Here is a 9,986-nt window from a genome sequence, read left to right as displayed (position 1 = left end):
CTGCACCCCGCCCTCAAGCCCGACGCCCTCAAGCCCGGCCAGGAGCTCATCCTCAACGAGGGCCTCAACGTCATCGAGGCCGCCGGCTACGAGATCCAGGGCGAGGTCGTCATCCTCAAGGAGCAGCTCGACCCCGAGCGCGCCGTCGTCACGCTGCGCGCCGACGAGGAGAAGGTCGGCATCATCGCCGACCCCCTGCGCCTGCAGCGGCTCAAGACGGGCGACCATCTCCTCATGGACGCCAAGAGCGGCTACCTGCTGGAGAAGCTCCCCAAGAGCGAGGTCGAGGATCTCCAGCTCGAGGAAGTGCCCGACATCGGCTACGACGACATCGGCGGCCTCGTCGACCAGATCGAGGCCATCAAGGACGCCGTGGAGCTCCCCTACCTCTACGCCGACTACTACAAGGAGCACAAGCTCACGCCCCCCAAGGGCGTGCTCCTCTACGGCCCCCCCGGCTGCGGCAAGACCATGATCGCCAAGGCCGTCGCCAACAACCTCGCCGAGAAGATCTCCGAAACCCGCGGCGAGAAGATCAAGGGCTACTTCCTCAACATCAAAGGCCCGGAGCTGCTGAACAAGTACGTGGGAGAGACAGAGAGGAAGATTCGAGAGATTTTCGTCAAAGCTAAGGAAAAGGCCGCCGAGGACGTGCCCGTCATCGTCTTCTTCGACGAGATGGACGCGCTCTTCCGCACCCGCGGCACCGGCATCTCCTCCGACGTCGAGACCACGATCGTGCCCCAGCTCCTGGCCGAGATCGACGGCGTCGAGGGCCTCAAGAACGTCATCGTCATCGGCGCCAGTAACCGCCAGGACCTCATCGACCCCGCGATCCTGCGCCCCGGGCGCCTGGACGTGAAGATCAAGATCGAGCGGCCCGACCGCGCCGCGGCCGCCGACATCTTCAAGAAGTACCTCACCACCGACATCCCCTTCGCCCAGAGTGAGGCCCGCGGCGACATCGCCGCCGCCATCGAGCAGATGATCGTCGCCAGCGTGGAGGCCATGTACAGCCTCTCCGAGGAAAACCGCTTCCTCGAGGTCACCTACGCCAACGGCGACAAGGAGGTCCTCTACTTCAAGGACTTCTCCTCCGGCGCCATGATCGAGTCCATCGTGCGCCGGGCCAAGAAGCTCGCCCTCAAGCGCCTCATCGGCGGCGGCCCCAAGGGCATCACGACCGACGACCTCACCACGGCCGTGCGCGAGGAGTTCAAGGAGAACGAGGACCTGCCGAACACGACGAACCCCGACGACTGGGCCAAGATCGCCGGCAAGAAGGGCGAGCGGATCGTCTACGTGAAACCGCTGATGGGCGAGGCGAAGGAAAAGCAGCGCAGCGTGGAAAAGCTCGTCAACACCGGCCAATACCTGTAACCGAGATCGGGAGGGGGGTCCCGCGGCCCCCCTCGTTCCTCCCCTGGCCCCCGGCCAGGGGTTTCTGTTCTCACGCGACGTTGGGGGACGCATGGCCATCCCGAAAGTCATGGGCATCGAAACCGAGTACGGGATCACGGTGAAGAACCAGCCCGACTTCAACCCGATCCTGTCCTCGCTGCTGCTGATCAACTCCTACGAGACCTTCCGCTCCTCGCGCGTCCGGTGGGACTACGAGGCGGAGAGCCCGCTCCGGGACGCCCGGGGCTTCGAGTACATGGAGGAGAAGGAGGGCACCTCGAAGGAGGAGTCGCGCCTGATCAACTTGATCCTCTCGAACGGCGCGCGCTTCTACGTGGACCACGCGCACCCCGAATACTCGAGCCCGGAGACGACCAACCCGCGCGACCTCGTGATCTGGGACCGAGCGGGCGAGCGCATCCTGAACCTGTCGCGGCAGCGCGCCGAAGCGGTCTCGCCGCCCGAGCAGCGGATCCTGATCTACAAGAACAACACCGACAGCAAGGGCAACTCGTACGGCACCCACGAGAACTACCTGATGGACCGCCGGGTGCCGTTCGCGCGGATCGTGCAGCACATGATGCCGTTCTTCGTGACTCGTCAGATCTTCACCGGGGCCGGGAAGGTCGGCGCCGAGAACAACGCGGACCCGTGCGATTACCAGATCTCGCAGCGCGCCGACTTCCTCGAGACGGAGGTCGGCCTCGAGACGATGCACTCGCGCCCGATCATCAACACGCGGGACGAGCCCCACGCCGACCCCGAGAAGTACCGCCGCCTGCACGTCATCGTCGGCGACGCCAACATGAGCGAGACCGCCAACTACCTCAAGGTCGGGACGATGGCGATCGTGCTCAGCATGGTCGAGGACGACTTCATCGACCGCGACCTGTCCATCGACGGGCCCGTGGCCGCGTTCCGGAAAGTCTCGCGCGACCTCACCTGCCGCGACACGATCCGGCTCAAGGACGGACGCTCCGTCTCCGCCGTGGACCTCCAGCGCGAGTTCCTGGCGATGGCGCAGCGCTACTACCGCGACCGCGAGAAGGAGTCCTGGGTCGCCGACGTGCTGGGCCGCTGGGAGCACACGCTGGATCGCCTCGCCGAGGACCCGGCGCAGCTCGGCCGCGAGCTCGACTGGGTCATCAAGCGGCAGGTCATCGAGAACTACATGGCGAAGCACACGCTCGAGTGGAACGCCTCGCGCGTGCAGATGATCGACCTCCAGTACCACGACATCCGCCCGGGCAAGGGCCTCTACTACAAGCTCGAGGAGGCCGAGGCCGTCGAGCGGATCGTCACCGACGACGAGATCTCCAAGGCGATCTACGACCCGCCGAAGGACACGCGCGCCTACTTCCGCGGCATGTGCCTGCAGCGGTACGCGGAGGAGATCGTGTCGGCGAGCTGGGACTCTGTGATCTTCGACCTCAAGGAGGGGCCGCTGAAGAAAATCTTCATGCTCGAGCCGCTGCGCGGCACCGAGGCTCACGTCCGCGGACTCCTGATGGAGTCGCCCACGGCGGCGGATCTGCTGCGCAACATCTCGCGCGCGGCCGGAATGTGACGGGCATGGCCGACCAGGGCCGCTGGCAGCATCTCTTCAACGACTACTCGAACCCGAGCTTCATGGACCTGCTGCGCCGCGAGGCGCCGCACATGATGCCGGGCGGCGCGTCTGCGCCGCACGAGGCGCCGCCCGAGCCGCCCCACGGGACCACCGTGCTCTCCGTGCGCTACCGCGACGGGGTCATCATGGCGGGCGACCGGCAGGCGACCGCCGGCTACCAGGTGGCGGGCCGCCGGATCGAGAAGATCTTCAAGGCCGACGAGCTCTCGGGCGTCGGCATCGCCGGCGTCGCCGGGCCCGCGACCGAGATGGCGAAGCTCTTCCAGACCGAGCTCGAGCACTACGAGAAGGTCGAGGGCGACAACCTCTCGCTCGAGGGCAAGGCCAACCGCCTCTCGCAGATGATCCGCATGAACCTCCCCGCCGCGATGCAGGGGCTCGTCGTGGTCCCGATCTTCGCGGGCTTCGACGAGAAGGCCGGGACCGGCCGGCTCTTCAAGTACGACGTCACCGGCGGCCGTTACGAGGAGACGAACTACGACGCGCAGGGCTCGGGCTCGAAGGACGCGCGCGACTCGCTGAAGAAGCTCTGGCGCCGCGACATGACGCGCGAGGAGGCGCTCCGCGTCGCGCTCGAGGCGCTCGTCGACGCGGCCGACGAGGACGTGGGGACCGGCGGGCCGGATCTCGTGCGCGGCATCTTCCCGTCCGTCAAGACCATCACCCGCTCCGGGTTCCAGGACGTGCCGGACGACGAAGTGCGGCGCGTGTGCGAGACGATCCTGGCGGACCGGACCCGCAACGCGACGGGGGACTGAGGCGATGCCGCTCCCCTACTACGTCAGCCCCGAGCAGATGATGAAGGACAAGGCCGAGTACGCGCGCAAGGGCATCGCACGCGGCCGGTCGACCGTCACGCTCGAGTACCGCGACGGCATCCTGCTCGTCGCGGAGAACCCCTCGACGCTGCTGCACAAGATCTCGGAGATCTACGACCGGATCGCGTTCGCCGGCGTCGGCAAGTACAACGAGTTCGAGAACCTGCGCATCGCGGGGATCCGGCACGCGGACGTCAAGGGCTACTCCTACAGCCGCGGCGACGTGACCGCGAAGGCGCTCGCGAACGCCTACTCCCAGGCCCTCGGGAACATCTTCACGCAGGACATCAAGCCGTTCGAGGTCGAGGTGCTCGTCGCCGAGGTGGGCGATGACAACGGCGCGCGCAACGAGATCTACCACATCCTGTACGACGGCACGATCGAGGACGAGCGGAACTACGCGGCGATGGGCGGGCAGGCGGACGAGATCCGCCGCGTCCTCAAGGACCACTACGCGGAGGGCCTGGCGCTCGACGCCGCGCTCCAGCTCGGGGTCCGCGCGCTGACCGTCACGCAGAACAAGACGCTCAACGAGCGCGACCTGGAGGTCGCGGTCCTGGACCGGACCAAGGTCCGGCGCAAGTTCCGGCGCATTCCCACGGAGGCGCTCGGGCAACTCCTGGGCACGGCGAGGTAGGTCGTGTTAGGCTGAGACGCAGATGAAGCGCCGCATCTTCGGCCTCGAGAACGAGTACGGTCTCACCTGCACCCTGAACGGCCAGCGGCGCCTGTCGCCCGACAACGTCGCGCGGTATCTGTTCGAGAAGGTGATCCCGGGCGCTCGGAATGCCAACGTATTTCTCGAAAACGGCGCCAGGCTCTATCTGGACACCGGATTCCATCCGGAATACGCGACGCCCGAGTGCGACGACGTCACCGAGCTCGTCATCCACGACAAGGCGGGCGAGCGGATCGTCGAGGACCTGCTGCACCAGGCCGAGAAGCGCCTGCGCGAAGACGGGATCTCGGGCAACATCCTCCTGTTCAAGAACAACACCGACTCGGCGGGCAACAGCTACGGCTGCCACGAGAACTATCTCGTCAGCCGCGACGTGTCGTTCCAGCGGCTCGCCGAGGCGCTCATCCCCTTCTTCGTCACCCGACAGATCTTCGCCGGCGCGGGCAAGGTGCTGCAGACGCCCCGGGGGTTCCACTACTGCCTCTCGCAGCGGGCCCAGCACATCTGCCAGGAGATCTCGGGCGCCACGACCTCGTCGCGCTCGATCATCAACACGCGCGACGAGCCTCACGCCGACGCCGAGCGCTACCGGCGCCTGCACGTCATCGTGGGCGACTCGAACATGTCCGAGGTGGCGACGTACCTCAAGATCGGCACGACCGCGCTCGTGCTGGACATGATCGAGGACGGCTTCTTCGACCGCGATTACTCCTTGCAGTCGCCCGTGCAGGCGATTCGCGACATCTCCCACGACCCGACGCTCCGGGAGACGATCAAGCTGAAGGACGGGCGCACGATCAGCGCGCTGCAGCTGCAGCTCGAGTACCTCGAGTACGCGACGCGCTACGTGGACTCGATCAGCCCGGACCCGGCGTCGAAGGACGTGCTCGCGCGCTGGACGGATGTGCTCACGAAGCTCGAAACCGACCCGATGCAGCTCCACCGCGAGCTCGACTGGGTCATCAAGCGCCAGCTCGTCGAGAACTTCATGAACCGCCACCGGCTGTCCTGGCGCGACCCGAAGGTCTCGCTGCTGGACCTCCAGTACCACGACATCCGGCCCGACAAGGGCGTCTACTACCGCCTCGTGGCCAACGACTACGTGGACCGGATCACCGACGACGAGACGATCGAGCAGGCGAAGCACATTCCCCCACAGACGACCCGCGCGCGGCTGCGCGGCGAGTTCATCCGCCAGGCGAACCTCAAGGGCAAGGACTACCGCGTGGACTGGGTCTATCTGAAATTGAACGATCCGGAGCGCGAGACGATCCTCTGCAAGGACCCGTTCCAGTCCCACGACGAGCGGGTCGAGCGCCTGATCCGCAGCTTCTGAAGCCGCCCCGACCGCCCCGGGTCACCTCGTACTGACGCGACCTCCCGTCACGGATCTCCGATGATCCGGAGCGCGTTGTCGGTCCACGGGGTCACGTACACCAGATCCAGCCCGGGGTGCACCGCGAGGTGCGCCGGCTCCGTCGGCATCGGGATCCTGGCCTGGATGGTGTTGTTCGCGCGGTTGATGACGATGATGCTGCCGGTATCCAGCTGGACCCACCTCCGAGACGGGCAGGCACCTCGTTCCCGTTTCCGGTTATCTGACCGCGACCGCACGCTGAGCCTAGGGCGTCGCGCGCCGCCGCACCCCACGTAATGTGTGGCTCCGGACAGGGTTGACTTCCGCAGGCCAAGGGTGCTAATTCTGGCGTTCCACTCGCACTGTGCGATCGCGCTCGCTGGAGCGGTGTTCCACAAACGCACCAAGGAGGCGTAGATGTTCGGAGACAAGAAAGCGCCGCAAAAGCCGGCAGCGCCGCAGGCCGTCGACAACGCGAAGCCCGTCAACCCCATCACGCTGCTGACGGTCGTCGGCGACCACGCGCGGATGGAGGGCAAGTTCGACATCGCGGACTCGATCCAGATCGAGTGCGAGGTCGGCGGCGAGCTGAACGTCGGCGGCAAGCTCGTCATCGGCGAGAAGGGCGTCGTCAGCGCCAACGTCCAGACGGTGGACGCGATCATCATGGGCCACTACGAGGGCAACATGGTGGCCACCGGCAACGTCGAGATCACGGAGACCGGCCGGGTGAGCGGCAACATCCAGACCGACTCGCTGGTGATCTCGAAGGGCGGCTTCTTCAACGGCAACGTCACGAAGATGCACGAGGAGCCGAGCGCCCCGCGCCAGGTGGTCCCGATCGAGGAGAAGCGCGTGGGACAGCAGAGCTTCCAGAGGTAATCCGGCCCGCCGGGGACCGCGCCCATGCTGTGGCGGAAGACCAGCAAGCCCTCGGTCAAGGCGAGCGATCTCACCGCCTTCATCGACGAAGGCTCGGAGATCGAGGGCAAGTACACGTTCAGCGGCACCGTCATGCTGAACGGACGCTTCCGCGGTGAGATCGTCTCCAACGACAGCCTCATCGTCGGCGAGAAGGGGGTCGTCAACGCCTCCATCCGCGCCGGCATCGTCCTGATCTCCGGCGAGGTCGTCGGCAACGTCCTGGCCTCCGAGCGCGTCGAGCTGCGCGGCTCGGCGCGCGTCTACGGCGACGTCGAGGCGCCCGTGGTGGTCATCGAGGAAGGCGTGCTCTTCGAGGGCCACTGCCGGATGACCAAGGCCCGGCCCGTCGAGGCCGCGCCGCCCGCGCCCCCGACGCGCGAGCGCGACCTCTCCATCGTCCCGTTCAAGCGCTGACGCGGCCCCGCCGCCCCGGCGCCGTTCCCCGGCCCGCCGCCCCCCTCACGCCGTCGCGAGCGTCCAGCCCCGCGTGAGCGCGCGCACCTCGCCGAGGAGCCCGGCGAGGTCCAGCGTGACGAGGCGTCCGGCCTCCACGACCCGCCGCCCGTGGACCCAGACGTCCGTGATGGCCTGGGGCGACATGGCGTAGACGACCGACTTCGTGAGATCGCTCGGGGGGTGGAGCGAGGGGTGGGCGAGATCCACGGCGACGAGGTCCGCGAGCCGGCCCGGCGCGATCACGCCCGCGTCGAGGCCGAGGATCTCGGCGCCCGACGCCGTGCCGAGCGCGAGCGCGCGCTCGGCGGGGAGCGCCGCGCCGTCGAGGAGGCGTACGCGCTGGAGCAGCGAGGCCATGCGCATCTCCTCGAACACCGAGAGGCGGTTGTTCGTGCAGCCGCCGTCGGTGCCGAGCCCGACCCGGACGCCCGCCTGCAGGAGCTCGGGCAGGCGCGTGATCCCGTCGCCGAGGAACATGTTCGAGCTCGGGCAGTAGGCGAGCGCCGCCCCGCGCGCGCCCATCAGCGCGACCTCGTCGTCGTCGAGCCAGACGCCGTGGACGCCGATCATCCGCGGGCCGAGGACGCCGAGGCGGTCGAGGTGGCGGACGGGCGTGGCGCCGTGCTCCCGGAGCGTGCGCTCTCCCTCGTACCGCCCCTCCGCCACGTGGATGTGGAAGCGCGTGCCCTCGCCCTCCGCGACCTCCCACCCCGCCCGGATCATCGCCGGCGAGGCGCCGTGGGGGCTGTGGGGCGCGGGCTGGACGCTCACCATGGGGTCTCTGCGGTGCGCCGCGATGAGCTCGGCCGTGCGCGCCTTCGCCTCGGCGACCGGCTCGCGGTAGCGCGCGGGCGCGCCCTCCCAGTCGTACATGCCCCGCGCGAGGACCAGCCGGATGCCGGCGCGGCGCGCCGCCTCGATCACCGCCTCCGCGTTCGCGTTGCCGCCGTCCTGCAGGTAGAAGAAGTCCACGCACGTGGTGGCGCCGTGAAGCAGCATCTCGGCGAACGCGAACTCGGCGCCGAGCGCGATCCCGCGCCGGTCGAGGCGCTGAGAGAACGGGTAGAGCACCCGGTCGCGCCAGCCCGCGAAGTCGAGGTCGTCGCCGAGCCCGCGCAGGAGCGACTGGAAGGTGTGGCAGTGCGCGTTCACCGTGCCCGGCAGGAGCGCCTTGCCGGGGAGCGTCAGGTCGCCGGGCCAGAGGCGATCCACGGGATGGACCGTGGTGATCCGGCCGTGCTCGAGCTCGACGACGCGCCCCGCGTGCCAGCCCCCGTCGGCCCACACCAGGTCGGGGATGAGCCTCATCCCGCCGTCACCGCGGGCCGGCGCTCGGCCAGCGCATGCCAGAGAAGCAGCCCTGCGAGACCGAGCGCCGCGCACGCCGCGTGGACCCAGACGAAAGCGCCGGGAAGGAAGAGTCCGTTGCCCCCGCGCCGAGCTCCTCCCGGACCCAGCGTGGCGTCGCGGGGCCGAGCCGCGGCGCCAGCGCCGTCGCGAGCCGCGTGAGCGCGTACCGCCCGACGTCGATCACGACCTGGACCAGCGCGAAGACGCCGAGGCTCAGCTGCCTGGGGCAGACCGCCTCGAGCACGACCGCCGGCCCGAGGTGGAACGGCGTGACGGGCATGCGCGTTAGGGCGCTGTCCGCCTCATCCGAGCATCGCGAGCAACGGCTCGAGGTTTTTCGGATCCGGCGTGAGCGTCCCGACCGGATGGCGGTGGAAGAGCTCCACGACCTTCGCGTTGAACGGCGTCGGGACGCCGAGCCGGCGCCCCTGGGCGACGACGTAGCCGTTCAGGTAGTCGATCTCCGTCCGGCGCCCGCGCATCACGTCCTGGAGCATGGAGGGCCGGCCGCCCGCGCGGCTCAGGGCGTCGCGGCTGACGTCGGCCTCCACCTCGGCGAGCCCGCGCCCCTCGGCCGCGTCCACGAAGCGCTGCGCCGCGATGTGGAAGATCGGCTCGACCTCGTGACCCGCCGCCCGGCCGACGCGGATGACCTCGGCGCCGAGGTGCACCGAGAGCCGCCGCGGCCCGGGCTCCGTGCGCACCTCCGCGGTCCCGAGCCCGGAGAGCCCGGCCAGCGGGTTCGCCATGCAGTTGAGCGCGAGCTTCGACCAGCGCTCGCCGAACAGGTTCGTCGTCACCTTCGCCGGCGCCACGTCGCTGACGACCCGCGCCAGCTCCTGCGCGCGCGGCGTGTCCTTGCCGTCGAGCTCGCCGATCTTGAAGCCGAGCGAGCCCGAGTCGGTCCGCATCGCGTGGCCGGGCTCGTACATCCCCGCGCCGATCGTGATCACGCACCCGAGCGTGCGTTCGCGACCCGCGACCGCCGCCACGCGCTCGTCGTTCATCCCGTTTTGGAAGTCCACGACGACGCCGTCGGGGCGCTTCAGGTACGCGACACCGAGCGCTGCCGCCCACTCGGTATCGTACGACTTCACCGCGATGAAGACAGCGTCGAAGGGCTCCTCGATGCGCTGCGCCTCGTGCAGGTGCAGCGCGGTCACCTTGATCGTGTGGTCGCCGCACGTGCCGCTGAGCCGGAGCCCCTGCCGGCGCATCGTCTCGACGTGCTCCGGCCACTGGTCCACGAGCGTCACGTCCCGGCCCGCTCGCGTGAGCAGCCCGCCCACGACGCACCCGATCGCCCCCGCGCCGATGACGCCGATCCGGTTGATCATGATCGGGGAGCCTACAGCAGAAGGTTCGCCTCCG

Annotated in this window: 10 protein-coding genes; 7 read left to right on the top strand and 3 right to left on the bottom strand. The window is 68.7% G+C overall.

All coding sequences use genetic code 11. The features are described 5' to 3' along the window. The 7 genes from arc to VKG64_05805 all read left to right on the top strand — a co-directional run. Positions 1-1,380 (top strand): proteasome ATPase (arc, locus tag VKG64_05835; protein ID HKB24559.1); only part of this gene is annotated, 1,380 nt, incomplete at its 5' end. A gap of 91 nt (positions 1,381-1,471) precedes the next feature. Further along, positions 1,472-2,968 carry a depupylase/deamidase Dop gene (gene dop, locus VKG64_05830; GenBank protein HKB24558.1) on the top strand — a complete coding sequence of 499 codons (1,497 nt, stop codon included), beginning with the start codon at positions 1,472-1,474 and terminating at the stop codon, positions 2,966-2,968. Positions 2,969-2,973: 5 nt separating this feature from the next. After that, a complete protein-coding gene (gene prcB / locus VKG64_05825) occupies positions 2,974-3,789 on the top strand; it encodes a proteasome subunit beta (GenBank protein ID HKB24557.1) in 816 nt (271 codons plus the stop codon). Positions 3,790-3,793: 4 nt separating this feature from the next. Beyond that, positions 3,794-4,486 carry a proteasome subunit alpha gene (prcA, locus tag VKG64_05820; GenBank protein ID HKB24556.1) on the top strand — a complete coding sequence of 231 codons (693 nt, stop codon included), beginning with the start codon at positions 3,794-3,796 and terminating at the stop codon, positions 4,484-4,486. A 22-nt stretch (positions 4,487-4,508) separates the two neighbouring features. After that, positions 4,509-5,864 carry a Pup--protein ligase gene (gene pafA / locus VKG64_05815; protein HKB24555.1) on the top strand — a complete coding sequence of 452 codons (1,356 nt, stop codon included), beginning with the start codon at positions 4,509-4,511 and terminating at the stop codon, positions 5,862-5,864. 438 nt (positions 5,865-6,302) lie between these two features. Next, entirely contained in the window at positions 6,303-6,767 is a 465-nt protein-coding gene (locus tag VKG64_05810; GenBank protein HKB24554.1) for a polymer-forming cytoskeletal protein, read from the top strand. Between the two features lie 24 nt (positions 6,768-6,791). Further along, entirely contained in the window at positions 6,792-7,223 is a 432-nt protein-coding gene (locus VKG64_05805; protein HKB24553.1) for a polymer-forming cytoskeletal protein, read from the top strand. Positions 7,224-7,268: 45 nt separating this feature from the next. Here VKG64_05805 and VKG64_05800 read toward each other — a convergent pair whose 3' ends face one another. The 3 genes from VKG64_05800 to VKG64_05790 are packed head-to-tail and all read right to left on the bottom strand — an operon-like array spanning position 7,269 to position 9,952. After that, on the bottom strand, positions 7,269-8,573 hold the full coding sequence (locus tag VKG64_05800) for an amidohydrolase (GenBank protein ID HKB24552.1): 1,305 nt from the start codon (positions 8,571-8,573) through the stop codon (positions 7,269-7,271). Between the two features lie 7 nt (positions 8,574-8,580). Further along, entirely contained in the window at positions 8,581-8,895 is a 315-nt protein-coding gene (locus VKG64_05795) for a hypothetical protein (GenBank protein ID HKB24551.1), read from the bottom strand. A 22-nt stretch (positions 8,896-8,917) separates the two neighbouring features. Further along, positions 8,918-9,952 carry a 2-dehydropantoate 2-reductase gene (locus tag VKG64_05790; GenBank protein ID HKB24550.1) on the bottom strand — a complete coding sequence of 345 codons (1,035 nt, stop codon included), beginning with the start codon at positions 9,950-9,952 and terminating at the stop codon, positions 8,918-8,920. Between the last annotated feature and the right edge of the window lie 34 nt (positions 9,953-9,986).

This window comes from Candidatus Methylomirabilota bacterium (assembly GCA_035260325.1).
In the GTDB taxonomy this organism is placed as follows: Bacteria; Methylomirabilota; Methylomirabilia; order Rokubacteriales; family CSP1-6; genus AR19.
The sequence above is the reverse complement of the archived record's forward strand: the minus strand, read 5'-3'. Positions and strand labels throughout refer to the sequence as shown.